Source organism: Pseudomonas sp. (assembly GCF_051660785.1).
In the GTDB taxonomy this organism is placed as follows: Bacteria; Pseudomonadota; Gammaproteobacteria; order Pseudomonadales; family Pseudomonadaceae; genus Aquipseudomonas.
In genome coordinates this window covers 18,585-45,073 of the sequence record NZ_JBOFQE010000093.1, presented here as the reverse complement: position 1 = coordinate 45,073, position 26,489 = coordinate 18,585, and the positions used below count along the sequence as shown (strand labels likewise).

Genomic DNA, 26,489 nt, shown 5'->3' with positions numbered 1-26,489 from the left:
CGAGCCTGCTCGCGATAGCGGTGGCACATTCAATATCAATGTGACTGAAACACCGCCATCGCGAGCAGGCTCGCTCCCACAGGGAATTGGGGGCCTAGAGAAAATGGTGTGTTGTGGAATAACGATAGTCCGCATCGATATAAGTGGTTATAAGAAAAATCGCTATGCTGCGGGCCAGTTTTTTCATGTGTTTTTTGTGGGCGTGTTAATGGATTTCGTTAACTTCGGGTTGGTGGTTGCAGGATTGGTCGTGGGCTTCATCGTCGGCATGACCGGCGTGGGCGGTGGTTCGTTGATGACCCCGATTCTGCTGTGGTTCGGGATCAACCCGGCCACGGCGGTGGGCACCGACTTGCTGTACGCGGCCATTACCAAATCCAGCGGTGTGCTGGTTCATCGCAAGAACAACAACATCGACTGGGCAATTACCGGCTGGCTGACGCTCGGAAGCGTGCCTGCGGTGGCACTGACGCTGTGGTTCCTGAGCAGTTTGCAGACCTCGCCCGATGCGATGAACGCTGTCATCAAACAGGCGCTAGGCTTTGTCCTTTTTGCCACGGCGTTGGCGATTTTCTTCAAGAAACGCCTGCTCGACTTCGCCCACAAACGTGCGGGCGGCCAGTACAACCCCAGCGGTTCGCGCCTGAATGTATTGACGGTCATCACCGGCCTGGTGCTGGGCACCATGGTCGCGCTGACCTCCATTGGTGCCGGCGCCCTCGGCACCGTGGCGCTGTTCATCCTCTATCCGCTGTTGCCGACGCGCCGCCTCGTCGGCACGGAAATCGCCCACGCCGTTCCCCTGACCCTGGTCGCCGGCCTGGGCCATGCGAGCATGGGCAACATGGATTGGCATGTGCTGGGTTACTTGCTGATCGGTTCGCTGCCGGGGATTTACCTGGGCAGCCATTTGACCGGTCGCATCTCTGACGAAGTGCTGCGCCCGTGCCTGGCCACGATGCTGGTGCTGATCGGCTACAAACTGGCGTTCTGAACCGCCACGACTTGCCGCGTCAGGGACGCGTGAGAATCTCCAGCAGATGCCCGTCCGGGTCATCGAAATAAATCCGCCGGCCACCGCCGTAATCATTGATCTCGTTCGGCCGTTGCTTGCCGGGATCGGCCCACCAGGGCTGCTCGCGCGCTTGCAGGCGAGCGAAGGCCGCATCGAAATCCTCCTCGGCGATCAAAAACGCATAGTGCTGGGAGGTGATCGGCGGGTCGTTGTCGTAGAAATCCAGCGACACGTCATTGTCGAGCTTGACGATCAGCATCGGTCCGAATGGCTCGGGACCGGGCAGGCCAAGGATCTCGGCGAGGTAATGGGCGGAGATTTGCTTGTCTCGGCACCAGACGATGGTGTGGTTCAACTGAGCGCTCATGGCAGGGTCCTCACGGCGGGTCAGGCGGCTCATTATGAGCGATGAGATTAGCTCAACCTGTTGCGCAATGACCGCCCTGACCTAAGCTTGGGTCAAGGCGGAACACAATTGCGGTGCGTCACCCGGAACGATCGCCGCGATGCGCAATCATTAGAGCGTGGATATCAAAAGGAGATGCGCATGCTCATCAGGTCTTTGACCCTGACTACCTTGCTGGCTTTCGCCGGCCCCTTGCTCGCCGCCGAAGACGGCTCACCGCTGGACATAGACAAGGGCAGGGCACGGCCACTGATTGTGATTGCTCCCAGCACCGTTGACCCGGTCTGGACGGGCCTGAAAAAGTCGCTGAATGATCCGGCCAACAAGGAAGGTATCGCCCAACGCAATATCAGGGTCTACACGGTGCTGAATATGTTCGGTCAGCTCGACGGCAAGGACCTTGGCCAACAGGACACCATGGCACTGATCCGCTCGCTGAAACTCGGTGCGGGGGCGTTACCCAAAGTCATCCTGGTGGGCAAGGACGGCGAGAAGAAGTTCGAGAGTTCGGGGGATGAATCAAAGTCGGTCGATCTGAAGAAAATCTTCGACACCATCGACGCTCTTCCGGCAACCGAGAAAGAAGCCGCACCGCCGACAGTCGTGACACCCGTTGTCGCCGAACCGGCCGCCAAAGGCGTCAAAGGTGCAAAACCAGGTAAACCGGCAAAACCCACCAAGCCCCCGGAAATGCCCGACGATTAAAGATTCATTTGAACAACTCCAAACCTGTGGCGAGGGAGCTTGCTCCCGCTCGGCTGCGTAGCAGTCGTGAATTCAGGCGGCGCGGTCATTCTGAAAGATTTTGGCGGCAGGTTTGGGGCCGCTTCGCAGCCCAGCGGGAGCAAGCTCCCTCGCCACAGCTTTGCGCCAACGCGGTTACCAGGTGTAGCGATAACTGACTGTCACAGGCCAAGGCTGTTCGATGTTGCTGCCTTTGGTGTAGCCCGCCTCGGCGAAGAAGTTGTGCTGTTCAGTTGCCGTGATGGTTGTGATTTGATGGATGTGATCGGGCGACGATAGCAGGCGCAGTGAAGATGATGGGCGACCTTAATGGGTCGCCCTTTTTTTGCTGCGCAGATCTGTAGCAGCTGCCGAGCCTGCGAGGCTGCGTTCGGCTCGGTCCGCGCTCGGGCGAAGCAGTCGTGAAATCAGGCACTGCGGTCTATCAGGTAAACCGCGTGCGCAGAATTGGCGACTGCTTCGCAGCCGAACGGGGATAAATCCCCTCGCCACAGCGCGTTGCTCGGCAGCTGCTACAAAAAACGCGTGCTCCGCGGGGGAGATGTGTTGATTTCATTGGTCTCGGAAATTTCCTGCAAGTCCTGTCGGACTTCATGAACTGGTTTCTGTCAGAGCGCGTCGTTAGCCTTTGTCAGCCACCGCAAAACTCGCGGTCGGACGTGGGAGTCCGCAACACTGAGGGATCCAGGGACGAACAATACCAATGACCAAAAAAGGAGCCTCGTCTATGAAGAAGTTCGGCAAAAATGATGCGCAAGGCACAACCGATGCCAGTCACCTGAGGCTTGTACGGCTTGGCGATACGACCGGGCGCGACACCAGCATTCGTGTGCGCAAGCCCAGACGTTCCGTCCCGATCAGCGAGATCTTGTCTGTTGCCCCGGGCGTCGACACCATTACCCTCTTGCGTCAGGCCAGCGAAACCCTTGCTTCCCTGAATGCCGTGATTGCAAATTTTGCCGGCAAGCTGGATGGCTCGAACCGTATTGTGCTCGGGGCGATTCAGCAGTTGGCGGGGATTGCGGAGTTGTTGGTAAAGCAGGCTCGGGACAATCTTGATTCGGGGAACGATGGGCCTGACGTTCAGCCGCCGACTCGGCATTGAGCCGACGTAATAACGAAAATGGGCGACCTCAAAGGAGGTCGCCCATTTTTATTGCCAACATTGACCCCCTGTGGCGAGGGAGCTTGCTCCCGTTGGGTGGCGCAGCCGCCCCAAAACAATTCAGCACGGTTCATCAAATATACCGAGGTCGTCGGTTTTGGGGCCGCTTCGCAGCCCAACGGGAGCAAGCTCCCTCGCCACAGTTAAGCAGCGTGGTTTATTCAGTCAGGGCGCTCAGTATTTTGTGGGCGATTTTGATTCGCTCCGCATTCGGGTAATTCTTGTTCGCCAGGATAACGATGCCGATGTCTTTCGACGGCACGAACGCGACATAAGCACCGAAACCGCCCGTTGACCCGGTCTTGTTGAACCATGCCGTGTCTTTCGCAGGTTGCGGCGGGTTCAGCCACTTCACTTCATGCGCCTGCATCGCCATTTCCGTCGAGTTGCCACTGAGCAAGGTATCGAGGCTGACCGGATAGTTGTAGTGCTCCCAACCCAACCCTTGCGTCATCTCGCCCACGGTGTAATAGCCGCTGTGAGTGAGAGCGATCGCTTGCTGCAATGGCTTCTCCAGTGTCGCCGGTTTCAGGTTCGCTTCAACATACCGAAGCAGATCCGCAGCACTGGTCTTCACCCCGTACGCCTCCGAATCCAGCGCTCCCGGGCTCACCCGCACCGGTTTGCCGTCCTTGCCGTAACCCTGGGCGTAAAGCGCCATCTGATCCTGCGGCACCTTGAGGTAGGTGTGCTTGAGCCCGAGTTTCGGCAACAGAGTCTTTTCCATCAATTCATCGAACGGCTGGCCCATGCTTTTGGCCGCCAGGTAACCGGACAGCCCCAGGCTGGGGTTCGAATACTGACGGTGGGTGCCCGCTGCATACACAGGTTTCCACTGCTTGAAATAGGCGAGCATTTTGTCTTGATGATCGGCCTCATCGGGGAACTGCAGCGGCAGCCCGCCCGCAGTGTAAGTGCCGAGTTGCAACACGCTGATGTTGTCGAACGCACTGCCTTTCAACTCAGGCCACACCTGGCTGGCCCGGTCAGACCAAGACAGTTTGCCGCTGGCCTGGGCGTAAGCAGCCAACGTGGTGGCAAAGGTTTTACTCACCGAACCGATTTCAAAAAGCGTGTCCTTGCTGACCTCTTTACCGTCCTCTTTCGAGGCCACGCCGTAGTTAAAGTAATGCTGCTGACCATTCACGGTGATCGCGACCGCGACGCCAGGGATATTCTCCTGCTGCATCACCGGCCCGATGGCGGCTTTGACCAAAGCGTCGAGTTGATCGTCGGATTTTGTTGCGGCCATACAGTGACTTGCACCGAGCAATAGGGCGAAAACGCTGAAGGACGCCAGTCTTGGCAGATGAAATTTGTACATGATTGGAACCACTCTCCATGAGTTGCCATTACTTTACCCGCTACACTCCGAACGGATTTCAAAACCGGACGGCTAACGGTCGCGCCAAATCTAGGCAGTCGAACGACAATCGACAAACGACGATATTTCGGGTTAGCCATTAGAAAAATTTGGGAGTGGGCATGATTCGTCCTCATCTGCCGCTGAATGCGTTGCGCGCCTTCGAGGCTTCCGCACGCCATTTGAGCTTCACTCGGGCGGCGGTGGAGCTGTTCGTGACGCCGGCGGCGGTCAGTCATCAAGTCAAAAGCCTCGAAGCCCAGCTTAACGTAACCTTGTTCAAACGCTTGCCCCGCGGGCTGATGCTGACCAGTGAAGGGGAAACCTTACTGCCGGTATTGCGCGAGTCCTTCGACCGGATTGCCGAAACCCTTGAGCGATTTGAGGGCGGGCATTTTCGTGAAGTGTTGACCGTGGGCGCCGTGGGGACATTTGCAGTGGGTTGGCTGTTGCCGCGGCTGGCGGACTTCCAGTCGAAACATCCGTACATAGATTTGCGCCTGTCGACCAACAACAACCGGGTGGACGTGGCCGCCGAAGGGCTGGATTACGCCATCCGGTTCGGCGCAGGAGCCTGGCACGGGATTGAAGCTTCAAAGCTGATTGAGGCGCCGTTGTCGGTGCTCTGCGTTCCGGAAATCGCCGGGCAGTTGCAAGAACCCGCCGACCTGCTCAAGCAGACGCTGTTGCGTTCCTACCGCACGGACGAGTGGCCCGAGTGGTTTCTGGCCGCCGGGTTGCCGGCCAATACGCCGCCACCCAAGAGCATCGTGTTCGACTCCTCGCTCGCCATGATGGAGGCGGCGTTACAGGGCGCCGGCATCGCCCTGGCGCCGCCACTGATGTTCGCCAGGCAACTGGCGGCAGGGGCGATCGAGCAACCGTTCGACATCGGCATCACCACCGGCAGCTATTGGCTGACGCGCTTGCAATCGCGCCCCGAAACGTCGGCGATGACCATGTTCAAGGAGTGGCTGCTGCAAGCGTCGGGCTGATACAAAAACCTGTGGGAGCGTTTCGAGGGGATTAGCGCACAAGACACGGCCGTTTGTTATCGAACTTCCAACCCGGAATCAGGAACTGCATGGCCACGCTGTCATCCCGCGCGCCCAGTCCCATGCCTTTGTACAGCTCATGGGCCTTGGCCAACTGATCCAGATCCAGCTCAACCCCCAACCCCGGTTTCTTCGGAACCTGCACGCAACCACCGACAATTTGCAGTGGAGCCTTGGTCAGGCGCTGGCCGTCCTGCCAGATCCAGTGCGTGTCGATCGCCGTGATTTCACCCGGCGCCGCCGCCGCGACATGGGTGAACATCGCCAGGGAAATATCGAAGTGATTGTTGGAGTGCGAGCCCCAGGTCAGGCCCCATTCGTGGCACATCTGCGCCACGCGAACCGAACCCTGCATGGTCCAGAAGTGCGGGTCGGCCAGCGGAATGTCCACCGATTGCAACTGGATCGCGTGGCCCATTTCCCGCCAGTCGGTGGCGATCATGTTGGTCGCGGTTTTCAGGCCTGTGGCGCGACGGAACTCAGCCATCACTTCGCGGCCCGAGTAACCGTTTTCTGCCCCGCACGGGTCTTCGGCGTAAGCGAGCACATGATGCTGATCGCGGCACAGCCGAATGGCTTCCTTGAGTGACCACGCACCATTGGGGTCGAGCGTGATGCGTGCATCGGGAAAGCGTTCTGCCAATGCGGTGACCGCTTCGATTTCCTCGTCGCCACTGAGCACGCCGCCCTTGAGTTTGAAGTCCTTGAAACCGTAACGGGCGTGCGCGGCTTCGGCGAGGCGCACCACGGCGTCGGCGGTCATGGCTTTCTCGTGGCGTACGCGGAACCAGTCGTTGTCGGCGTCCGGTTCGCTGCGATAAGCCAGATCGGTTTCGGTGCGATCACCGACATAAAACAGATAACCGAGCATCTTCACTTCGTCGCGCTGCTGGCCTTCGCCAAGCAGGGCCGCGACCGGTACATCCAGATGCTGGCCGAGCAAGTCGAGGAGGGCAGCTTCCAGGCCCGTGACCGCGTGAATGGTGATGCGCAGGTCAAACGTCTGCAAACCACGACCGCCGGCATCGCGATCGGCGAAGGTTTGACGCACCTGATTGAGGATCTTCTGATACGTACCGATCGGGCTGCCGACCACCAGCGAACGTGCGTCTTCCAGCGTCTGGCGAATACGTTCGCCACCCGGCACTTCGCCGACCCCGGTGTGACCGGCGTTGTCTTTGAGGATCACGATGTTGCGAGTGAAAAACGGGCCGTGGGCGCCGCTCAGATTGAGCAGCATGCCGTCGTGACCAGCCACCGGAACCACCTGCATGCTGGTGATGATCGGGGCTTTGGCGGTGTCTTGTGGGTTCATTTTCTTGTCCTTCAAAAACAGTGGTTCAGGCGTGATTGGGCGCGGGTTTGCCCAGTGCAACGGCAGGTGCGGTTTTCGGTGTATTGCGCGCGGCGAAGACAATGATCGCGGCGATGATCGACGTCGCGGCCAAACCATACAGTCCGCCCTGAATCGAGCCGGTGTGTTCTTCGAGAAGACCGAACGTGGTCGGTGCAACGAAGCCGCCAAGGTTGCCCACCGAGTTGATCAGCGCGATCACGCCCGCCGCGATTCGCGCATCCAGATAGGCCTGAGGGATCGGCCAGAACAGTGACGATGCAGACTTGAAGCCCAGCGCCGCGAAGCAGATCGCAACGAAGGCAAAGACCGGTCCGCCAGTGGTGGACATGAACATCCCGGCCGCCGCGATCAGCAGCGCAGCGGCGACCCAGGCCTGCTGGTTTTTCCATTTCGCCGACAGCGAAGCGAAGGCGTACATGCCGACGATCGACAGCAACCAAGGGATCGAGTTGAACAACCCGACCTGAACGTCGCTGAGGTCGCCCATCTTCTTGATGATGCTCGGCAGCCAGAAGGTCGCGGCGTAAATAGTCAGCTGGATGAAGAAGTAGATCAGGCAGAACAGGATGATCTGCCGATCCTTGAGCAGCGTGCCCAGCGACGGCTTGACCGGTGTCGCAGCTTCGCGGGCCAGTTGCTCGTCATCGATGGCTTTGACCAGCGCATCTTGTTCGGCGCGGGTCAGCCATTTGGCGTCGTGGGGTTTGGAATCCAGCCAGAACCACACGAACACGCACAGCCCCACGGAGAACATCCCTTCAATGAAATACATCCACTGCCAGCCGTGCATGCCGAATCCGCTGATCTGCAACAGCAACCCGGACAACGGACCGGAGATCAGCGAGGCAATGGCCGAACCGCTGAGGAAAATCGCAATCGCCTTGCCGCGCTCGACACCCGGCAACCAGCGCGTGAAGTAATAAATCACCCCGGGAAAGAACCCGGCTTCCGCTACGCCCAGCAGGAATCGCAGGATGTAAAAGTGGGTTTCGTTCTGGATGAAGGCCATGCACGCAGCAACCAGGCCCCAGGTCAGCATGATGCGGGTCAGCCAGATGCGTGCGCCGACTTTTTGCAGAAGGATGTTGGAGGGGACTTCAAACAGCGCGTAACCGATGAAAAACAGACCTGCGCCCAAGCCGTAGGCGGCAGCACCAATGCCCAGGTCGTGTTCCATGTGGGCGCGGACGAAGCCGATGTTCACCCGGTCAATGTAATTGACGATGAACATGATCACGAACAGCGGCAGGACATGACGTTTGACTTTCGAGATGGCGGACTTCAGGACCGAATCGGCGCCATCGTGCATCCCGGAAATGGATGTATTCACTTGGTTTTCTCCCACTGATTATTTTTATGCGGGGTGTAGCGGAGTGTTGCGATGTTGATAGACATCATACAACTAGTTTTTTTTGACCTGCAAGCGTTCTTGTCCAACAAAATGGAGCTAATTCTCAGATTCTTTATTATTTTTGAGGTTTTGCTTGCTCTGTTAGGTGGAGGTTTATCGGCAGTTGTTGAGTGTTGTCATACAAGTAGAGCGTTTTTTCTTGAGATTCCAGTCGGGCACGGTGCTACGATTCCGTCAGCACTGCTTATGGATGATCACCATGCAAGAAGACTTCGACGCGCCCGCGCGCAAGCGCACCCATAACCTGGCCCATGACCTGGTGGCCAAGCTGAGCCAAAGCATCTTGCTCGGGCAAATGTTGCCGGGAGACAAGCTGCCGTCGGAGAACACGATTGTTCAGGAGCACGGGGTCAGCCGTACGGTGGTGCGTGAGGCGATCTCGAAATTGCAGGCTTCAGGCCTGGTGGAAACCCGTCACGGCATCGGCACCTTTGTGCTGGAGCGCGCACCGGAACAGGGGTTGCGGTTGAATGTCGATACCGCACTGGGGGTGCGCAGCATTCTGGAGTTGCGCATGGGCCTGGAAACCCAGGCCGCGGCGCTGGCGGCGAGTCGTCGCACCGATCATCAGTTACTGCAGATGCGCGAAGCGCTCGATGATTATCAAAGCCTGCTCGCCAACAACGACAGCTGCGTCGAGGCCGACAAGCGCTTCCACCTGCTGATCGCCGAGGCCACCGGCAACGTGTGCTTCACCGAAATCATGCAGCACTTGGGCAGCGCCATGATTCCCCGGACCCGCGTCAATGCCGCCGAGCGTGGTGCGGCGGATCTGAGCAAGCTGGGGCAATTGGCAAACCTTGAGCATGAGGCGATTCTCAACGCGATCAAACGGCAAGACCCGGACGCCGCGCGCGCCGCCATGTGGCTGCACCTGACCAACAGCCGAGACCGGTTTTCGGCGGGCAGCTGACGACCGTTTGTCCATTCGATAGCACGCCATCCGGGCGCTCGCTTCCAACGAGTACGGCCCAGATTTGCTGGACCTCATCAATGAGGTGCGTCATGGCTAACGACTCAATGTTCCAGGGTGGAACACCCGATACCGACCCCACCAGACCCATGCCCGGCACCGATGAGCCGACACTGGATCAAGATGCTCCGCCCGGCAGGGACCCTTCGCTGGACCCGGCTGCCGCAGACGCTGATCGACCTGAAGACTGGAAGGATCCAGCCGCTGATGAGGACGTGCCGCCAGCGGATGAGCCAACCCCTTTATCCGATGACAGGCGATAAAAAGAACCCGGCCAATGTGCCGGGTTTTTCTTTATTCCTCGGCCTTGATCAGCGTTACGAGACTCGATGTGCCCCCTCGACCGGACGAGGACGCAAAGAAGTAAGCGTAGTCTTCAAGGTAGTAAATCTTGCTGTCGAGTTCGAGTTTCTGGCCAAGGTCAAACTGGCAGCGCAATTCTTTGGCAGCGCCTTTCAATTCGCTGTTGACCTGGGCGGCGTCAAGCACGCGCTGCACGGTGCAGCGCACACTTTCCAGGTTCATTTTTTCACCGTCGATGTTGCTTCGTTCCCGCTTGGTGGCGTGCAGTTCCAGCGACGCACCGACCGGCATGCGCTGCCAGTCTCCGGTGAAACTCAATTGCCGGGTGTCGGTGACTTTGTATCTCGGTGGTCCGCGCTTGCTGTCGGTGTGCGAGGATTGTTCTGCCAGAGGCAACAAGCCCCTGAAACTGACGGTGTACCCGTCGGATGGAGCCTTGTCCCGATGCTCGCGCAATTGTCCGCTTTGAGCGTCGGTGTCGAACACCAACGTGGCCTCCGCGCTCGATTTCGATAGGTAAAAGTGTGTGATATTGAGTTTCGACACCGTGCGCTTGAGTGTCCGGCTGGGGGGCGCAAGTTTTAAGTCGGCGATGGCCTTCAGGACCGAAGCGGGGACAGGTTCTATCTGATAGCTCAGCGCACGTTTCTCGCGGGCGGCGTATACCGGCAGCGTCGAGCGCTGCGATGGCGCGCTGCACGCGGCGTTCAGCAGGGTCTGGGTGTCCGCGAGGCCTTGGGCGAAGACTTGTTGCGGCGGGTCGTTGAGCACTCCGCCCATGGATATCCGATTGTTCGGGCCGAGCTGGAATGAGCTCAGCACCCGATAGGTCTTGCGTGCGCAATCGACTTCATAACGCTCGCGAATCTGCCCGAACAGTTGCAGGTCGGGCTTGTCGCTGAGCAGCGCGGGGTCATCGAATCCACCCCAGAACCGGCTGATGTTGCCCTCGGTTTTCAGGCTGTTGATGTCGATCATCACCCAGCGTGCTGTTTCGTTGCGATGGACAATGCGCCAGTCCGACGGTGCCGTGCGCGCACAGGCTTTGACAAACTCTGGCTTGCTGGCCAGCGTGGCTGCCAGTTCTTTGGGAATCGGTAGCGTCAGCGGTGTGTGCTCGGGACTGCCAGCAAACATCGTGAGCCGGAAATTGTCGAGAAACAGCAGTTTGACATCCGGCACCTTGCAGTCCGCTTGCAGCTGCACAACGCTCGGTACGCCATCGCGAGTGTAAGCCGGGGTATGAACCTGATAGCTGAGCGTATCGCCGTTACGCATCACTGAGTTGTCCAGTGGCGTTTTATTAAACACTTCTTGCACAGTCAGAACCGGCTGCCGGTACGGCGGTGGGGTGGGTGTCGGTGGTGGCGGGCTGGCGCAGCCGGACAATATCCCTAGCACACAGGCAGCAGCGAAACGGTTCATAAGCAATTCCAGGCGATGACGTCACGTTCATGTGAACAGAGGACGTCGGCATCGCAGGGCATTTCTTTAATCGTGCATTGCTGGCAGTCATGGCCGGGCGCGCTGCGCGGGGATCACAGCGGGGCGCCGCTCCAGATTCAACGCCAGCACACTGATCAGCACCACCAGTGCACCGATCCCGATCATCAACGTCGGCTGCTCACCCAAGGCAAACGCCGCAATGGCCATGGCGGTCGGCGGAATCAGGTACAGCGTCATGGTCGCCCGACTCAGGTCGATGTGGGCCAGCACAAATGCCCAGGCGAGATAGGCGAGGGCGCTGGGAAATACGCCCAATGCCAACACCGCCCATTGCACGGGCATCGGTGCGCTGACGACCTTGCCGGCCAACCCCGGCAGATAAATCAGCAACAACGCCGTGCCCGACCAGACCGTGTAACAGACCAGCGTCAAACCGTCGTAGCGCCCGGAATGATGCTTCTGCAAGGCGAAGTAAAAACTCCAGGACACCGCCGCCAGCAAGATCAGCAACCCGTGCGCATCGATACTGCCCAGCCCGCGATCACCGGCTACCACAATCACCACGCCGATCAATCCCGATAAAACACATCCCCAACGCCAGGCGCTGACCCGGTCCTTGAACACGAACCGCGCGAGCAAGGTACTGAACAATGGCGTCGATTGCGCCAACACACTGGAAGCGCCGGCGCTGACACTTTGCTGGCCGATGTTCAGGGCGACGTGGTGCAGGCTCACGGCAAAGAAGCCGAGGACAAAAAGTAACGGCAGATCCCGAAGCTTCGGCAAGCTGATGCCTTTGAACGCAGCAACGACCGCCATAAAGACCGAGGCAATCAGAAAGCGCAGCAGTGCCAGGTGACCGGGGTCATAGGCCTGCAAACCGATGTGGATGCCAGTCGGTGAGTAACCCCAGCAGGCGACGACAAACACCATGGCCAGGAGAATTTTGAGGGTGTGCGTGGAGGGCTTCATGGTCGATCACCGGTGGGTTTAAGCACCGAGTATCGGAAGTCGAACCGTTCGCCACAACTGACTTATACTGCGTCAACTGTTCACTTTGGGTGATGTATGGAATTGGCGCAGATTCGCATGTTCAAGACCGTCGCCGACGTCCGCAGCATCGCCCGGGCGGCGGAGCTGTTGCATTGCGTGCCGTCAAACATCACGGCGCGCATCAAGTCGCTGGAAGCGGAGTTGGGTGTGGCGCTGTTTCTTCGCGAGGGACGAGGTTTGCGCATCAGCCCGGCGGGGCAGACGTTCCTGACTTACGCTTCGAAGATTCTGGCGTTGACCGTTGAAGCCAAGCGCGCGGTGGACCCTTCGGCCGAACCGTCCGGGCCGTTGCGCATTGGCGCCATCGAGTCCTCGGCCACCGGTCGCCTGCCGCGTCTGCTGGCGAAGTTTCACAAGCGTTATCCCGGCGTCGCGCTGGAACTGACCACCGGCACATGGAGCCAACTGCTCGATGACACCCTCAACCATCGACTCGACGGCGCAATCGTCGCGGTGGATGTCGAGCGCTCGCAACTCAAGCGCACGCCGATGTACCGCGAAGAGCTGCTGCTGATTGCCTCGACATCCCTGGGGCCAGTGCGCGATATCACGGATTTGCAGGACAAGACCGTGTTCATGTGGCCGCAGGGCTGTCCTTACCGGGCGGCGCTTGAGCATTGGTTGTTGCGCCAGGGGCAGGCGCTGCCGATTGTCAGCCTGGCCAGTTATGGGGCGATTGTCGGGTGCGTCAGTGCCGGCGCCGGGGTCGCGCTGGTGCCCAAAGGCGTGTTCGATCAGTACGCCAAAGGGGCGGGGTGCGCGGGGTTTGAGTTTCCTGAGCTGACGGCCATCGACAACCTGTTTTACTGGCATGCAAACGCCGGGGTTCACCCGGCGCGGGAAGCGTTTGTGGCGATGTTGCGTGAGGAGTTCGCTTAGCCGATTACCGGTAGCGATCTTGCTCGCGCAAACCGTTCAATGCTGGAGCAAGGAGAGTCATGGCGCTGTCGGTCGCAAAAAGTCCACGAGGCTAATCGGCTTGCCGACGGGGTTCATTAATCTGGATCTATGCTTGATGAACAAACGGATGGCACTCGCGCGAACCGTGGCGGACTAAGCATCAGCACCGCTCTTCACGAGAAGGGCATTGCTCCTGCGCACTGACATGGATCGGACATGAACGAAGAGACCGTACAAAACAAATCGCTGGTGATCTTGCTTGGGGTGGTCACTGCCGCCTTCATCTGGATTTTGCTGCCGTTCTACGGCGCGGTGTTCTGGGCGGTAATCCTCGGGATTCTGTTCGCACCGCTGCAGCGCCGGATACAACTGAAGTTCGGCTGGCAGCGCAACTTCACATCGCTGCTGACCCTGAGCGTCTGTCTGGTGAGCGCAATTCTGCCGGTGATCATCCTCAGTATCTTGCTGGTCCAGGAAGGGGCCACGCTTTACAAGAGTATCGAAAGCGGCGAGCTGGACATCGCCGGGTACGTGACGCATTTCAAACACAGCTTGCCGCCGTACTTCCAGCATTTGCTTGATCGGGCCGGCGTCGGTGAGCTGGACGGGCTGCGGGAGAAAATCATCAAGAGTGCGGTGACGGGCAATGAGTTTGTCGCCACGCAAGTCTTCAGTTTCGGTCAGGGTACGTTCGATTTTGTAGTGGGCTTTTTCATCATGTTGTACTTGCTGTTCTTCTTCCTGCGAGACGGCGCTGAACTGGCCCGTAAAGTTCGCGCCGCCATACCGCTGCAGGAACACCAGAAACGCCGTTTGCAGCTCAAGTTCAATCGCGTGGTCCGGGCGACCGTAAAGGGCAACCTGCTGGTGGCAATCACGCAGGGCGCGCTGGGCGGTTTGATTTTCTGGTTTCTGGACATCCCGAGCGCGTTGCTCTGGGCAGTATTGATGGCGTTTCTATCGCTGTTGCCGGCGGTGGGGGCGGGGATTGTATGGGCACCGGTAGCGGCGTTTTTCCTGTTCACCGGAGCGATCTGGCAGGGGGTGGTGCTGGCGTTGTTTGGTGTGTTCGTGATCGGGCTGGTGGATAACGTGCTGCGCCCGATCCTGGTGGGCAAGGATACGAAGATGCCGGACTATCTGATCCTGATCTCGACCTTGGGCGGTCTGGCGATTTTCGGCCTGAACGGCTTTGTCATCGGGCCGCTGATCGCGGCGCTGTTCATGTCGAGCTGGGCCATCTTCATCGAAACCAAGCCAAGGGTGCAGCTGCCTTAGGCGCTGAGCTGCCCCTGGCCGATTCGTTGCGACAGTGCCTGGGCGGCCGGCAGCGAGGTGAGCGGTCCGCTGATCGGTTCGCCGTCCTGCACCAGATACCAACAGGCGAGCAATCCTAGCTCTCTGAGCGGTGCGGGAACGGCGCTGCCGATAACGGACATGATTTGAACCTGGGACATAAGTACCTCCATCGATCTATGGAGCTACCTTACGGACCTGCCTCTTGGACGGACAATCAACACTTTCGATAGTCGTCATTGACGCGAGTGAGTGTTGGGCTCAGTCGACCACCAGATCAAGCATATGGACCACTTCCTGCTCGTTGAGCAGGCCTTTGCGCACCAGGTTTTCTGCCAGCAGCGAAAGAAACTTGGCGCTGCGATGGCCTTCCAGGTGCTTGAGTTCGGTCAGCGCGTTGTACACCTTGCTGGAAGTGCACAAGCCGACAATGCGGTGCGGGTTTTGCGTGGGCATGAGGTCGTCCTTGTTTTTATCAACCTGTTGTTTACGGACCGGTCCAAGCTTGCGGACCTGGCATGACATAAATATGACCGTTTTCCCCGATACGGGGGAAGGGCGGTCGAGTCAATCTTGCCAACTTGAACCGTAATCACTGTCCCGACAGCGACCTTGACGCGATTTTTCCAGACCTTTGCCGACGAACGGTCACAAAAAAGCCCCGCTGATAAGGCGGGGCCTGATGAGTCTGTTACCAGCGACCATAACCGTGGGGAGGGCCGTAGTAACCGCGCGGTGGACCGTAATAACCACGTGGCGGGCCGTAGTAGACGGGCGGCGGTGCGTAGTAGACCGGTTGCTGCACGTAGACCGGCGCCGGCTGGTAATAAACCGGTGGCGGCTGTTGTATATAGACCGGCTGTGGCTGGGCGTAGACCGGTTGCTGTACGTAGACCGGCCGGTTGCTGTTGATGATGGCCGAGCCGACGATTGCCGAACCAACGATCGCGCCAAATACCGCTGGACCCTGCCAACCGTGACCGCCGCCAGCCTCTGCCTGCCCTGTGATAGCAAGAGCGCCGAGCAGCAAGGCAACTGTGGGGATTTTACGGATCATGATAATTCCTCGGTTCTTCGACCCGGCGCTTGCGTCTGCAATAGACCCAAGGATTGTCGCGGGGATACCTCTAAGACAGCGTTTTTTTGAAAATCAGCACAGCCGTTGGGTAAATTTTGTGTAAGGTCTGTACCGGCTTCCTGACGGTCCCGCGATACCTCGCGCAGACACGTCGTCATGATCGAACAGACCCGATGGATTGGCTAATCCCGTCCATCTGAAAGTGCTTATAGAAGGAGAAGTTTCATGCAGATGAATCCCAACAGAGACACCCAGCTGTGCATGTCGCTGTCCGGACGTCCCGGCAACTTCGGCCTGCGGTTTCATAATCATCTGTATGAACAGTTGGGCCTGAATTTCTACTACAAGGCGTTCAGCAGTCAGGATCTGCCGGGTGCCGTTGGCGGCATTCGAGCATTGGGCATTCGTGGTTGTGGCGTGTCGATGCCGTTCAAGGAAGCCTGTATTGCACTGGTTGATGAACTGGATGCTTCCGCCGCGGCCATTCAATCGATCAATACCATCGTCAACACTGATGGCCACCTCAAGGCTTACAACACCGATTACATCGCCATCGCCCAGTTACTGGAAACCCATCAGGTGTCGAAGGAGTCGACCTTTGCCCTGCGCGGCAGCGGCGGCATGGCCAAGGCTGTGGCCAGTGCCTTGCGCGATGGCGGCTATAAAAACGGCCTGATCGTGGCCCGTAACGAGCGCGCCGGGCGGGCGTTGGCTGAATCGCTGGGTTATCGGTGGCAGGCGGAGCTGGGCGCTGAGCGTCCGCAGATGCTGATCAACGTCACGCCGATCGGCATGAGCGGCGGGCCGGAGGCCGATCAGCTGGCGTTCGATGCTGAAACCATTGCTGCTGCCGAGACTGTCTTCGATGTGGTGGCGATTCCCTCGGAGACACCACTGATCGTGCGCGGTCGGGCCGAGGGTAAGCGGGTGATTACCGGGCTGGAAGTGATCGCGATCCAGGCGCTGGAGCAATTTGTCCTGTACACCGGCGTGCGGCCGACGGATGAGCAGTTCAAGAAAGCGGTGGAGTTTGCTCGGGGTTGATCCTTCAGATTATTGGTTGGCTGTACTGTCCTCATCGTGAGCAGGCTCGCTCCCACAAGGGATCTGCGTCGTACACACATTTTGTGTCCGACACAGACCCTGTGGGAGCGAGCCTGCTCGCGATGGGCGCACCTCGGTCCCCTGGCATGCCCAATCAGGTGCCGCACATTTCCCCGCCTATACTCCCCGCCAGCAAGCAAAGACTTGCCGCCCCAACAAACAAAACCGTGACCGAGGTTCCCATGCATCCCCCCATCCTCAACCTGCATCAGGTCGAACTCGAATCATTGCCCGAAGCCCTGGCGCCCACCGGTGAAACCGCCGGCCGCTATCAACAGCGGATAGCCCGCGTCGGTCAGCAGCTGGGTGCACAAAAGCTCGGTTATCGGTTGTACGTGCTGGAACCGGGCATGCGTGGCAGCCCGTTTCACAGTCATCGGGTCAACGAGGAGATGTTTTACGTGGTGGCCGGGGAAGGGGAGGTTCGGCTCGGTACCGAGCGTTTTCCGATTCGCGCCGGTGATGTGATCGCCTGCCCGCCGGGCGGTCCTGAAGCGGCGCACCAGATCATCAACACCAGCAATGACGAGCTGCGCTACCTGGCGGTCAGCACCCAGCAATCACCGGAGATTTGCGAGTACCCGGATTCCGGCAAATACGCGGTGATGGATGACTTCAAGATCGACGCCGAAGGCAATGCCACAGGCTTCGTCGCCATCGCCCGGCCGGGCGATGGCGTGGATTATTGGGATGGCGAATAACCTTCCAGACATGGCGCAGACCCCTGTAGCAGCTGCCGAGCCTGCGAGGCTGCGTTCGGCTGCGCAGCAGTCGTGAAGTCATGCTCTGCGGTGTGTCAGGTAAACCTTGCTTACCAGGTTTACGACTGCTGCGCAGCCGAACGCAGCCTCGCGCTGCTCGGCAGCTGCTACAGAGATCGTGGTGGTTATTCGAGGCGGGCCAGGCGTTCTTCCAGCGCTGCGATCCGCGCTTCCAGCTCTTCGATCCGCTCAACCGACACGCCGCTGCCGGCGCCGCGTTCGGCCGGGTTTTGTCGGGCGGCGAGGATGACCTCGATATCCGCCGGATCCCCCAACGCATGCATGTAACGGTCTTCGCGCTGCCCGGCCTGACGCGGTATCAACAACGCCAGCCCACGAGCAATCAATCGTTCCAGCTGATGCACCACCTGTTCGGCGTCTTCAAAATCATGCATGCGGCCGCTGCGGGTCAGCAGTTCATTGACCGTCTGCGGACCGCGCAGAAACAGCAGGCCCGCCAGAATCACCTGGGCCGGCACCAGTTCCAGTGCCTTGTCGACCTTATGCTCCCAGCGGTCGGCCCGGCTGCCCATCACCAGCTTGGTAAAGCCGCGACCTTCGAGGGCGCGCAGGCTCTGGCCGACCTGACCCTGGGTGAGGTTCATCACCGGTTCGCGGCTGGTTTTCTGGTTGCAGGCAATCACCAGCGCATTGAGGGTCAGCGGATAGGTTTCCGGGCTGGTGGCCTGTTTCTCGATCAAAGAGCCCAGAATGCGGATTTCCGTGCTGTTGAGCCGCGGCTCGTCGAAGGTCGTTTCTTGCTCAGTGCTCATCGCGCTTTTCCCTTTGCCGTGAAAGCATGCAGTCGAAGCCGCCTAGCCTAATCCTTGCTGGATAAAAGACAAGCCGCAGGAGGGGCGGGCATGGCTATAATCGGCCCACGTTTCCCTCCTGTCACCACACGAGACTGTCATGACTATTTCCCTGTACGCCGCTTCTGTTCCTGTTTTCAAACAAATGCTCAACGCCCTGAGCGACGTTCTGAACAAGGCCGAAGCCCACGCTACTGCCAAGAACATTGACCCGAACGCTTTCCTGCAAGCCCGTTTGTACCCGGATATGTTCCCGCTGGTGCGTCAGGTGCAGATCGCCGTTGATTTCGCCAAAGGCGTCTCCTCGCGCCTGGCCGAAATCGAAGTGCCGAAATACGACGACACCGAAACCACCTTCGCTGAACTGCAAGCCTTGATCGCCAAGGTTCTGGCCTACATCGGCGAGATCAAGCCTGAACAGATCGACGGCAAGGAAGGCATCGAGATCGTGACCCGTCCAGGCACACCGAAAGAGAAGCGCTTCAGTGGCCAGGCTTACCTGCTGAGCTACGGCCTGCCGCAGTTCTTCTTCCACGTCACCACCACCTACGCACTGCTGCGTCACAACGGCGTGGAAGTGGGCAAGCGCGATTACATGGGCGCGTTCTAAACCGCTCAGGTACAAAAAAGCCCCCGCAGCCTGAGGTTGCGGGGGCTTTTTCATGGATGCACATTGTTCATTTGCACCGCAGATCCTGTAGGAGTGAGCCGGCTCCGGGCGGCGTTCCGACGATGAGGGCCTTACATTTAACATTGATGTTGGCTGACAGTGCGCTATAGCGAGCAGGCTCACTCCTACAGGGTTAAGTGTTACGCCAGGCGTTCTGCTTTTGCTTCTTCACCAAGGCAAGCGGCGGCAGTGAACAGCACGTCAGTGGACGAGTTCAGCGCAGTCTCCGCAGAATCCTGCAGCACACCAATAATGAAGCCGACCACCACCACCTGCATGGCGATTTCACTCGGAATACCAAACAGGCTGCACGCCAGCGGAATCAGCAACAACGAACCACCGGCCACGCCGGAAGCGCCGCACGCACAGATCGCCGCCACCACACTGAGCAGAATGGCGGTCGGGATGTCCACGGCGATGCCCAGGGTATGCACGGCCGCCAGCGTCAGCACGGTAATGGTGATCGCCGCGCCGGCCATGTTGATGGTCGCACCCAGCGGGATCGATACCGAATAAGTATCTTCATGCAGGCCCAGACGCTTGCTCAATTCCAGGTTGACCGGAATGTTCGCCGCCGAGCTGCGGGTGAAGAACGCGGTGATGCCGCTTTCACGCAGGCACATCAGCACCAGCGGGTACGGGTTGCGACGCAGTTTCCAGAACACAATCATCGGGTTCATCACCAACGCCACAAACAGCATGCAGCCCAGCAGCACGGCCAGCAGATGTGCGTAGCCAATCAACGCGCCGAAGCCAGACGTGGCGAGGGTCGACGCGACGAGGCCGAAGATCCCCAGCGGCGCGAATCGAATGACCAGGCGCACGATCAGCGTCACGCCATTGGACAAGTCGCCGAGCACCTCGCGGGTGGTGTCACCGGCATGGCGAATCGCAATGCCCATGCCAATCGCCCAGGCCAGAATGCCGATGAAATTGGCGTTCATCAGCGCACTGACCGGGTTGTCGACCACGCTGAGCAGCAGACTTTGCAGCACTTCACTGATGCCACCCGGTGCCGTCACCGCGATGTCTTGGGTGGACAGCACCAGACTGGACGGGAACATCATGCTCGCAACCACCGCGACCACCGCGGCGGCAAAAGTACCCAGCAGGTACAAAAACAGAATTGGCCGGATGTGGGTTTCCTGGCCGTGCTTATGGTTGGCGATCGACGCCATGACCAGCACGAACACCAGAATCGGCGCGACAGCTTTCAGTGCCGAAACGAAGACCTTGCCGATGAACGCCGTGGACTTCGCCACGTCCGGCGCAAACAGCGCCAAGGCAATCCCGGCGATCAGGCCGATGATGATTTGCGTGACCAGGCTGGTGCGTTTCAAGCGGTGCAATAGGGAAGGGGATGAAGCGGTCATAAAACGGCATCTCTGATTATTAGGTGCGGGGGTATCGCGACATCAATGCCATTGAATGGCCGATGAACAGTGTGTACGTATCGCAGGGCGCGGACTTTATCACAGCGTGGTCTTGATCCTTCAGACCTGTGACGATCTGCCGCCCGCGAGATCAACAAGATCGGCAGGTTCGTGCAACCCTGATCGGAAACACTCTGTTAAGATTGCGCATCCTCATTTTCAAGTCATGCCAGTGAGCCCTCGGGCTATCGCTGGTGTCGTCGTTTTCTGGAGTTCTGCATGCTGTTGCCCATCCTTCTGTTGTCAGCCGCCGGTTTTACCGTGCTGACCACGGAGTTCATCATCGTCGGCCTGTTGCCGGCGATCGCCCGAGACCTGGCGGTCAGCATTCCACAAGCGGGTTTGCTGGTGACCTTGTTCGCCTTCAACGTCGCCGCATTCGGACCGTTCCTGACCGCGTACTTCGCGCGGTTCGAGCGGCGCAAGCTGTTCATCTCGGTGCTGATCATGTTCGGCCTGGCCAACACCTTGGCGGCGTTTGCGCCGAACATCTGGGTGATGGCCATCGCCCGGCTGATCCCCGCGTTGGGATTGCCGGTGTTCTGGGCGCTGGCCAGTGAAACCGCAGTGGACATCGTCGGGCCGGACTACGCCGGGCGCGCGATCGCCAAGATCGGTTTCGGTATTGTCTGCGCCACGGTGTTCGGCATTCCGGTGGGTACGCTGATTTCCGACGCGTTCGGCTGGCGCAGTGCCTTTGGCATTCTGGCGGTGATCGCGTTTGCCAAGGCGTTGCTTCTGTTTATCTACCTGCCGAAAACCAATCTGCATCAGCATCAGGTGAGCTTCCGCTCGCAGTTCAAAATCCTGCGCAGCCCGTTGATGCTGGGCCATGTGTTGCTGTCGATCCTGGTGTTCAGCGGCATGTTCACCGCTTATACCTACCTGGCGGACATCCTCGAGCGCCTCGCCGGTTTCAACGGCACGCTGGTCGGCTGGTGCCTGATGGGCTTCGGCGCGGTCGGTTTGATCGGCAACTCATTGGGCGGTCGTGCGGTGGATCGTCATCCGCTGATGGCTTCGATGATGTTCTGCGCATTCATGATCGCCGGCATGGTGGCGTTGGTGCCGAACATTCATTCGCCCCTCGGTCTGGCGGCGGCGATGGGGATTTGGGGCGTGACCCAGGCCGCATTGTTCCTGGTCAGCCATGTGCGATTGATGAAGGCTGCGCCTGAGGCGCCGGCCTTTGCCGCGTCGCTGAACATTGCCGGGGCCAACCTCGGCATCGGCTTGGGCGCGATGGTAGGCGGACGGGTGATCGACAGTGTTGGCCTGGGCGGGCTGGGTTTTGCCGCAGCCGCGTTTATCCTGGTTTCGATTCTGCTGGCCATGGCGCTGATGACCATGAAGCCGCGCGAAGTCTGCGCCTGACCTTTCACACCTCGGTGAACAGCTCGCGTCGGGCACCTTCGGTAATCGCCACAATGCCGGGGTGCTTGACCTTGCGTTCCACTGAAATGGCATAGAACGACTCCGTCACAGCGTCGGTCTGGCCAATCAACTCCACGCCATATTGGCGTTTCACTTCGTCGGCAATGACGCTCGGGCCAATGAAAATCCCGCTGCCCGATTGACCGAAAGCCTGCATCAACGCGCTGTCGTCGAACTCGCCGACGATGCGCGGCTGAATCTGCTGCTCGGCAAACCAGCGCTGCAAGCGACTGCGCACCACGGTTTCCGGCCCGGGAATCAGCAACGGTGCACCGTGCAGGCTGCGGGGGAAATCCTGGCCGTACTGCGCCGCCAATTGCGCGGTGGCGAAGAAACTGATTCCGCATTCACCGAGCTTCTGGCTATAGCCTTTGATGTCCAGGTGCGACGGCATCGGGCTGTCGGAAATCACCAGGTCCAGGCGCTGGATCGCCAGGTCGGCGAGCAAGCGTTCGAGTTTGTCTTCGCGACAGGTGATGCGCAGCGGCTCGCTCAATTCCATGGTCGGCGCGATCAGTCGATAGACGATGGATTTGGGCACGACATCGGCGACGCCCACCCGGAACAGGATCTGCTGCTCGTTGGGTTGCGCGCGCAGCATCAACTCCAGTTCGCCTCCCAGCTGAAACATTTGCTCGGCGTAGGGCAGGGTCTGACGCCCGGCTTCGGTCAGTTCAAGTTGCCGACCGACCCGTCGGAACAGCTCAATGCCATAGGTTTGTTCGAGCAGAGAAATCTGCCCGCTGATGGTCTGCGGCGTCAGATTCAACTGCTCGCAGGCGCGCACGATGCTGCCGGTCTTGGCCACCACCCAGAAGTAATGTAATTGCCGATAGTTGAGCATGACGACCTACAGTTCGTAAAAATCGAAGTATAACCGCTGAAAATACGAATTTTCCTGAAGTGTTTGCCTCCCTAGAATGCCTCGCTATCAACGGGCCATCGTTTAGGCCCGTTCTGTTCTATCGAGGAAAGCATCATGAAGCTTAAAACCACGGCGTTGCTGATCACGTCTTTACTGGTACTGGCCGGTTGCGACCAAGCTGAGAAAAGCGCTCAGCAATTGATGGGCAAGGCCGCCGAAACCGCCAAACAGGCGATCGACGACACCCACAAAGCCGCCGAACAAGCGATCAGTGATGCCACCGGCGGCCTGATCAGCAAGAAAGAACCATCGGCCGAAGACAAGCGCAAAACCGAATCTTCGTCCCAGGAAATCTAAACCGTTTACAACGAGTCAGGACTGACCCATGGAATACCTTTTAGAACTTGCTGCAAGCCCCACCGCCTGGGTTGCCCTGGCCACGTTGATCGTCATGGAAATCGTGCTCGGCATCGATAACCTCATCTTCATCTCGATCCTGACCAACAAACTGCCCGAGCAGCATCGGCAGAAAGCACGCCGCATCGGTATCGGCATGGCGTTGATCCTGCGACTTGGCCTGCTGAGCACCATCGCGTTCATCGTCCAGTTGACGGAGCCGGTGATCGATATTCTCGGCCATGCGTTCTCCTGGAAGGACATGATCCTGATCGCGGGTGGCCTGTTCCTGTTGTGGAAGGCGACGACCGAGATCCATCACAGCATGGACCCGGCCCCGGATGATCCGACGTCGGCGACTTCGACCGTGACTTTGGGTTTTGCTGCCGCGATCGGTCAGATCCTGATGCTGGACATGGTGTTTTCCATCGACAGCATCATTACCGCTGTCGGCATGACCGAGCACTTGCCGATCATGATCATCGCGGTGGTGGTGTCGGTGCTGGTGATGTTGCTGGCGGCTGATCCTCTGGCCAAATTCATCAACGACAACCCGACGGTGGTGATGCTGGCGCTGGGCTTCCTGATCATGATCGGCATGACGTTGATCGCGGAAGGTTTCGGTGCTCACGTGCCTAAAGGCTACGTCTATGCGGCCATGGCCTTCTCGGCAACGATCGAAGGTTTGAACATGATGTCGCGTCGGGCCAAGCAGAAGAAAATAGCGGCTGAAGCTTAAGCCGCGAAACAAGAAACGGCCGCCTGCGCTCGAAAGAGCTCAGGCGGCCGTTTTTGTTTGCGAATCCGAAAGGATCAGTGCGCGGTCGCGTGATGTGCAACGGGTTTATCGGTCTTCGCCACGGGCGCCGATTGAACGGGGTGGTGATGGTGCCGACGGGTAATCCGCAAGACGCCCCACAACATGGCGGCGGCCACAGCCAGCCAGCCGGAAATCAACATCACGATTGTCATTGTCAGGCTCATCAGTGCCTCCTCTTTGCCCTGCCGCGGGCACACACTCTTTGCAAATGACAGTCTAGTCGCTGCCGTGTTTCAGGCTATTGACCAAAGGTCGCCTGTCATCAATCAGTTCGCTCTATCGAATGCACGCAACTGCGGGTTAAGGCTATACCGGCGTCGCGTGGCGTCCTATGATCGACGGCCAAGCCGGGAGCGTGTTGCCTGGCGTCTGAACAAGAGAGTGATGATGGAGCGGGTATTTTCTCGAATTCGAACGGCGGCGCTGATTGTCGGCTGCGTTGCAGGATTGGCAGGATGCGCGGGGAGTGTGGCGCCGGAGATCAAGCGATTGCCGGAACGGGTCGAGCTGAGTGGCACGTTCTATCGGGGCCAGGACCATCAAAGCGGACCTCAGGTGCTGGCCAGCATGCTGGCGCAGCAAGGCATCGTGATTACGCCGGGATTACTCGAAAAACCCCTGCATTTGCCGGGGGCTGAAGCGCAGTTGCAGCAGAACATGCAGAACCTTGCTCGTGAGTACGGGATGGTAGTTTATCCCCTTGACAGCAATCTGCCGGCGCTGCTGACCCAGGTCGCGGCCGGCTATCCGGTCATGGTGCGCTTCACTGAAGGCTCGGCGCTGTGGGCCGAACCGCGTTATGCCATTCTCGCCGGTTACAATCGTCAGAAGCAGACAGTCCTGTTGCGGGCCGGGATGAATCGCCGGAATCTGATGAGTTTCAGTTCGTTTGAGTCTTCTTTCAAAGACGCGGGCGGCTGGGCTGTACTCATCCAGAAACCTGATCAGATCCCTGCCAATGTCGATCAGCAACGCTGGCTGAACGCGGCGAGCGATCTCGCCAAGGCCGGTCAGGAGCAGGCCGCTGCACGCGCGAAGAAGGCGCTGACCGCGCAGTAAGTTTCCGTTCGTCATCTGCCCGGCACCGTCGGGCGCGACGGGTCTCTAAAGGACAAGGCCCGGTTTCTCCGGGCCAGATCTCAGGAGGCGCCCATGGCACATTCCAATACCCCCGACGGCCCGCATTCATCCGAACATTCTTCGGGCGACGAGTTGGGTTTCGACCCCGATTCGCCGGACCTCGCCGACCCTCAGGTCGATCCCATCGGGCCCGCCAAGGCGCCGAGGGATGTGAAGCCGGGCGACAATCCCAAGGCGCCGGCGAAGCCTTATGACCCACTCGCTGATCTGAAACCCTGACCCTTGATGAGGTGCGTATGTCTACTGATTCGAGTTTCAACGATAAACGTCCGGACAGTGTGCCCACGACGCCCGAAGAAGGCGTTGATCCGGTGCAGGATCCGAACGATCCGTTAAGAGATCCTTTGGCGCGTCCGATGGTGGTCCCTACGGAGCATCCCCATGGCATGAAAGATCCAAGCGCCGGGGATGGCATTCCGGATGACGACCAGATGCCGTTGCCCAACGACTGACGCCAGACGAAAAAAGCCCCGAATGATCGGGGCTTTGTTTTTTCTGTTGCGGACTTATTTCGACGCTTCAACCACACCGCTCTGACGGTGCTTGAGATTCTTGTCCGATTTGTACTGCAAGGCTACCGACGGCACTTCTGCGCCTTTGCCAGTTTCCACCCAACTGCGGATGCGGGCGGCATCGGCAAAATGCGTGTACTTGCCGAAAGCATCGAGGATCACCAGCGCCACTTGGCGATTGCCCATGCTGGTCACCAACACCAGGCAGTGACCCGCTTCATTGGTGAACCCGGTCTTGGTCAGCTTGATGTCCCAGTTTGGCTTGCGGACCAAATGGTCGGTGTTACGGAAACCCAGGCTGTAGTTGGGTTTGCGGAACGTGACGGTTTTTTCCTTGGTGGTGCTCAGCTCGGTCAACAACGGATATTTATGTGCGGCGATCAGCAATTTGCTCAGGTCGCGTGCGGTAGAGACGTTTCGAGGGGAGAGGCCCGTCGGCTCGACGAAGTGGGTGCTGGTCATGCCCAGCGCCTTGGCCTTGGCGTTCATCGCGGCAATAAACGCGACATAGCCGCCCGGATAGTGATGGGCCAGGCTCGCGGCTGCTCGGTTTTCCGAGGACATCAGGGCGATCAGCAGCATTTCCCTGCGCGGTAATTCGCTTTTGAGTTTGACCCGGGAAAACACGCCTTTCATTTCTGGCGTGTCGCTGATGTTGATATTGATGTACTCGTCCATGTTCTGCCTGGCTTCGACCACGACCAGGCCGGTCATCAATTTGCTGACGGAGGCGATAGGGACAACCACATCGGGGTTGCTGGCATAGATGACTTTGTTGGTCTGCATATCCAGCAGCAAAGAGCTGCCGGAAGCGAGCTTGAGTTGTTTCGCTTCTCGGGGGGCCGCAGTCGTTTCCGCGGCATTGACCGTTGGCGTGATGAACGTCCCTGTAAATGCAAAAAATAGGCTCAGGATGGAAAGAGGGATTTTCACGCTGGCAGACTCATAAGGTGTTGATAAGCCGTTATGTAACGGGC

General features: G+C 58.9%; 29 protein-coding genes and 1 pseudogene. 17 read left to right on the top strand and 13 right to left on the bottom strand.

All coding sequences use genetic code 11. The features are described from left to right. Window positions 1-208: 208 nt before the first annotated feature. Window positions 209-994, top strand: a complete 786-nt coding sequence (locus ACRC4F_RS27120) for a sulfite exporter TauE/SafE family protein (RefSeq protein WP_438662115.1) — start codon at window positions 209-211, stop codon at window positions 992-994. 19 nt (window positions 995-1,013) lie between these two features. Here the strand turns inward: ACRC4F_RS27120 and ACRC4F_RS27115 are convergent, their stop codons facing one another. Then, on the bottom strand, window positions 1,014-1,382 hold the full coding sequence (locus ACRC4F_RS27115) for a VOC family protein (RefSeq protein ID WP_438662114.1): 369 nt from the start codon (window positions 1,380-1,382) through the stop codon (window positions 1,014-1,016). A gap of 180 nt (window positions 1,383-1,562) precedes the next feature. Between ACRC4F_RS27115 and ACRC4F_RS27110 the strand changes: the two genes are divergently transcribed. Both ACRC4F_RS27110 and ACRC4F_RS27105 read left to right on the top strand, forming a co-directional pair. Further along, window positions 1,563-2,126 carry a DUF4174 domain-containing protein gene (locus tag ACRC4F_RS27110; RefSeq protein WP_438662113.1) on the top strand — a complete coding sequence of 188 codons (564 nt, stop codon included), beginning with the start codon at window positions 1,563-1,565 and terminating at the stop codon, window positions 2,124-2,126. Window positions 2,127-2,892: 766 nt separating this feature from the next. Further along, window positions 2,893-3,270: a DUF6124 family protein gene (locus tag ACRC4F_RS27105; RefSeq protein ID WP_438662112.1), complete on the top strand. Its 378-nt coding sequence runs from the start codon at window positions 2,893-2,895 to the stop codon at window positions 3,268-3,270. A 217-nt stretch (window positions 3,271-3,487) separates the two neighbouring features. Here the strand turns inward: ACRC4F_RS27105 and ampC are convergent, their stop codons facing one another. Beyond that, a complete protein-coding gene (gene ampC, locus ACRC4F_RS27100) occupies window positions 3,488-4,654 on the bottom strand; it encodes a class C beta-lactamase (protein ID WP_438662111.1) in 1,167 nt (388 codons plus the stop codon). Between the two features lie 161 nt (window positions 4,655-4,815). On the opposite strand from ampC, the gene ACRC4F_RS27095 reads away from it, so the two are divergent. Beyond that, window positions 4,816-5,688, top strand: coding sequence for a LysR family transcriptional regulator (locus tag ACRC4F_RS27095; RefSeq protein WP_438662110.1), 873 nt, complete (start codon window positions 4,816-4,818; stop codon window positions 5,686-5,688). Window positions 5,689-5,719: 31 nt separating this feature from the next. Here the strand turns inward: ACRC4F_RS27095 and gudD are convergent, their stop codons facing one another. Next, window positions 5,720-7,063, bottom strand: a complete 1,344-nt coding sequence (gene gudD / locus ACRC4F_RS27090; RefSeq protein ID WP_438662109.1) for a glucarate dehydratase — start codon at window positions 7,061-7,063, stop codon at window positions 5,720-5,722. A gap of 25 nt (window positions 7,064-7,088) precedes the next feature. After that, the gene (locus ACRC4F_RS27085; protein ID WP_438662108.1) at window positions 7,089-8,435 is read right to left on the bottom strand and encodes an MFS transporter; all 1,347 of its coding nucleotides are present in this window, start codon (window positions 8,433-8,435) and stop codon (window positions 7,089-7,091) included. A 280-nt stretch (window positions 8,436-8,715) separates the two neighbouring features. Here ACRC4F_RS27085 and ACRC4F_RS27080 point away from each other — a divergent pair, with 280 nt between their 5' ends. Next, complete coding sequence (locus ACRC4F_RS27080; RefSeq protein WP_438662107.1) at window positions 8,716-9,429, top strand: FadR/GntR family transcriptional regulator; 714 nt, start codon at window positions 8,716-8,718, stop codon at window positions 9,427-9,429. Window positions 9,430-9,521: 92 nt separating this feature from the next. Further along, a complete protein-coding gene (locus ACRC4F_RS27075) occupies window positions 9,522-9,752 on the top strand; it encodes a hypothetical protein (protein WP_438662106.1) in 231 nt (76 codons plus the stop codon). Window positions 9,753-9,783: 31 nt separating this feature from the next. Here the strand turns inward: ACRC4F_RS27075 and ACRC4F_RS27070 are convergent, their stop codons facing one another. Both ACRC4F_RS27070 and ACRC4F_RS27065 read right to left on the bottom strand, forming a co-directional pair. Continuing rightward, window positions 9,784-11,217: a hypothetical protein gene (locus tag ACRC4F_RS27070; RefSeq protein ID WP_438662105.1), complete on the bottom strand. Its 1,434-nt coding sequence runs from the start codon at window positions 11,215-11,217 to the stop codon at window positions 9,784-9,786. Window positions 11,218-11,304: 87 nt separating this feature from the next. Then, window positions 11,305-12,210: a DMT family transporter gene (locus ACRC4F_RS27065; RefSeq protein ID WP_438662104.1), complete on the bottom strand. Its 906-nt coding sequence runs from the start codon at window positions 12,208-12,210 to the stop codon at window positions 11,305-11,307. A gap of 96 nt (window positions 12,211-12,306) precedes the next feature. Here ACRC4F_RS27065 and ACRC4F_RS27060 point away from each other — a divergent pair, with 96 nt between their 5' ends. Together ACRC4F_RS27060 and ACRC4F_RS27055 are read left to right on the top strand one after the other, a co-directional pair. Continuing rightward, window positions 12,307-13,170 carry a LysR substrate-binding domain-containing protein gene (locus ACRC4F_RS27060; protein WP_438662103.1) on the top strand — a complete coding sequence of 288 codons (864 nt, stop codon included), beginning with the start codon at window positions 12,307-12,309 and terminating at the stop codon, window positions 13,168-13,170. Window positions 13,171-13,407: 237 nt separating this feature from the next. After that, window positions 13,408-14,469, top strand: a complete 1,062-nt coding sequence (locus tag ACRC4F_RS27055; protein WP_438662102.1) for an AI-2E family transporter — start codon at window positions 13,408-13,410, stop codon at window positions 14,467-14,469. Here the strand turns inward: ACRC4F_RS27055 and ACRC4F_RS27050 are convergent. The 3 genes from ACRC4F_RS27050 to ACRC4F_RS27040 form a co-directional block, all read right to left on the bottom strand. After that, window positions 14,466-14,648: a hypothetical protein gene (locus tag ACRC4F_RS27050; RefSeq protein WP_095128871.1), complete on the bottom strand. Its 183-nt coding sequence runs from the start codon at window positions 14,646-14,648 to the stop codon at window positions 14,466-14,468. The two genes, ACRC4F_RS27055 and ACRC4F_RS27050, sit on opposite strands and share 4 nt — an antisense overlap. Before the next feature lie 100 nt (window positions 14,649-14,748). Beyond that, a complete protein-coding gene (locus tag ACRC4F_RS27045; protein WP_003179723.1) occupies window positions 14,749-14,943 on the bottom strand; it encodes a hypothetical protein in 195 nt (64 codons plus the stop codon). 235 nt (window positions 14,944-15,178) lie between these two features. Then, a complete protein-coding gene (locus tag ACRC4F_RS27040; protein WP_094468152.1) occupies window positions 15,179-15,544 on the bottom strand; it encodes a hypothetical protein in 366 nt (121 codons plus the stop codon). A gap of 246 nt (window positions 15,545-15,790) precedes the next feature. On the opposite strand from ACRC4F_RS27040, the gene ACRC4F_RS27035 reads away from it, so the two are divergent. Next, a complete protein-coding gene (locus ACRC4F_RS27035; protein WP_438662101.1) occupies window positions 15,791-16,609 on the top strand; it encodes a shikimate 5-dehydrogenase in 819 nt (272 codons plus the stop codon). 242 nt (window positions 16,610-16,851) lie between these two features. Continuing rightward, complete coding sequence (locus ACRC4F_RS27030) at window positions 16,852-17,370, top strand: cupin domain-containing protein (RefSeq protein ID WP_438662100.1); 519 nt, start codon at window positions 16,852-16,854, stop codon at window positions 17,368-17,370. Between the two features lie 185 nt (window positions 17,371-17,555). Here the strand turns inward: ACRC4F_RS27030 and ACRC4F_RS27025 are convergent, their stop codons facing one another. Further along, complete coding sequence (locus tag ACRC4F_RS27025; protein WP_438662099.1) at window positions 17,556-18,203, bottom strand: YceH family protein; 648 nt, start codon at window positions 18,201-18,203, stop codon at window positions 17,556-17,558. 139 nt (window positions 18,204-18,342) lie between these two features. Between ACRC4F_RS27025 and ACRC4F_RS27020 the strand changes: the two genes are divergently transcribed. Next, complete coding sequence (locus ACRC4F_RS27020; RefSeq protein WP_109629256.1) at window positions 18,343-18,852, top strand: DUF1993 domain-containing protein; 510 nt, start codon at window positions 18,343-18,345, stop codon at window positions 18,850-18,852. 200 nt (window positions 18,853-19,052) lie between these two features. Here ACRC4F_RS27020 and sstT read toward each other — a convergent pair whose 3' ends face one another. Next, complete coding sequence (sstT, locus tag ACRC4F_RS27015) at window positions 19,053-20,285, bottom strand: serine/threonine transporter SstT (RefSeq protein ID WP_438662098.1); 1,233 nt, start codon at window positions 20,283-20,285, stop codon at window positions 19,053-19,055. A gap of 279 nt (window positions 20,286-20,564) precedes the next feature. Here sstT and ACRC4F_RS27010 point away from each other — a divergent pair, with 279 nt between their 5' ends. Then, window positions 20,565-21,719: an MFS transporter gene (locus ACRC4F_RS27010; protein WP_438662097.1), complete on the top strand. Its 1,155-nt coding sequence runs from the start codon at window positions 20,565-20,567 to the stop codon at window positions 21,717-21,719. Window positions 21,720-21,723: 4 nt separating this feature from the next. Here the strand turns inward: ACRC4F_RS27010 and nhaR are convergent, their stop codons facing one another. Next, window positions 21,724-22,623: a transcriptional activator NhaR gene (gene nhaR, locus ACRC4F_RS27005; protein WP_438662096.1), complete on the bottom strand. Its 900-nt coding sequence runs from the start codon at window positions 22,621-22,623 to the stop codon at window positions 21,724-21,726. Window positions 22,624-22,758: 135 nt separating this feature from the next. Here nhaR and ACRC4F_RS27000 point away from each other — a divergent pair, with 135 nt between their 5' ends. The 5 genes and pseudogenes from ACRC4F_RS27000 to ACRC4F_RS26980 all read left to right on the top strand — a co-directional run bounded on the left by ACRC4F_RS27000 (window position 22,759) and on the right by ACRC4F_RS26980 (window position 25,452). Further along, window positions 22,759-23,001 carry a hypothetical protein gene (locus ACRC4F_RS27000; RefSeq protein WP_438662095.1) on the top strand — a complete coding sequence of 81 codons (243 nt, stop codon included), beginning with the start codon at window positions 22,759-22,761 and terminating at the stop codon, window positions 22,999-23,001. A gap of 28 nt (window positions 23,002-23,029) precedes the next feature. Then, window positions 23,030-23,779, top strand: a complete 750-nt coding sequence (locus ACRC4F_RS26995) for a TerC family protein (protein WP_438662094.1) — start codon at window positions 23,030-23,032, stop codon at window positions 23,777-23,779. A gap of 412 nt (window positions 23,780-24,191) precedes the next feature. Continuing rightward, window positions 24,192-24,919 (top strand): annotated as a pseudogene (locus ACRC4F_RS26990) (peptidase C39 family protein). 93 nt (window positions 24,920-25,012) lie between these two features. Further along, window positions 25,013-25,219: a DUF6021 family protein gene (locus tag ACRC4F_RS26985; protein ID WP_010458694.1), complete on the top strand. Its 207-nt coding sequence runs from the start codon at window positions 25,013-25,015 to the stop codon at window positions 25,217-25,219. A gap of 17 nt (window positions 25,220-25,236) precedes the next feature. After that, on the top strand, window positions 25,237-25,452 hold the full coding sequence (locus ACRC4F_RS26980; protein ID WP_438662093.1) for a hypothetical protein: 216 nt from the start codon (window positions 25,237-25,239) through the stop codon (window positions 25,450-25,452). 54 nt (window positions 25,453-25,506) lie between these two features. On the opposite strand, the gene pbpG is transcribed toward ACRC4F_RS26980, so the two are convergent. Further along, on the bottom strand, window positions 25,507-26,445 hold the full coding sequence (pbpG, locus tag ACRC4F_RS26975; protein ID WP_438662092.1) for a D-alanyl-D-alanine endopeptidase: 939 nt from the start codon (window positions 26,443-26,445) through the stop codon (window positions 25,507-25,509). Window positions 26,446-26,489 lie beyond the last annotated feature (44 nt).